Below are 390 nucleotides of genomic sequence, written 5' to 3'. Positions count from 1 at the left end.
AATTTTGGTCAGCTTTCCCGAAGCATTAGAACAAGTGTTAGCGCTTCAGTTAGAGCAAGGGTGTTTTAACGTTATTCCCCGCCTTCTAGAAAGCTATGGTGATGCTGCAATAAAGGCACTGACGCTAGCGGCTGAAAAACATAGTCTGTTCAATCAACAACATGACCATTTGCTGATCACTCAATATCCGTGGGTCGATAACCTTGAGCCAGCAAAAACATACCGAACCGCCGAACATCACATCTTAAGAAGTCTCTACAATACGTTACTCGTCCAAGACCATGAGGGAAATCCCCAAGCGAGCCTCGCGCACCATTGGAAGGTGGAAGGACGATTTCTGCATTTTTGGTTGAGACCGAATGTGTTATTCCATGACGGTGAAACTTTAAC

Annotated in this window: 1 pseudogene; it reads left to right on the top strand. The window is 45.1% G+C overall.

The window, feature by feature from the left end:
- A pseudogene (locus tag AB4486_RS27120) lies at window positions 1-390 on the top strand (ABC transporter substrate-binding protein); the annotation flags it as partial.

Source organism: Vibrio sp. 10N.222.55.C6 (assembly GCF_041473395.1).
Classification (GTDB): Bacteria; Pseudomonadota; Gammaproteobacteria; order Enterobacterales; family Vibrionaceae; genus Vibrio; species Vibrio crassostreae_C.
Note: the sequence above shows the minus strand (reverse complement) of the source record. Positions and strands in the feature narration are given on the sequence as shown.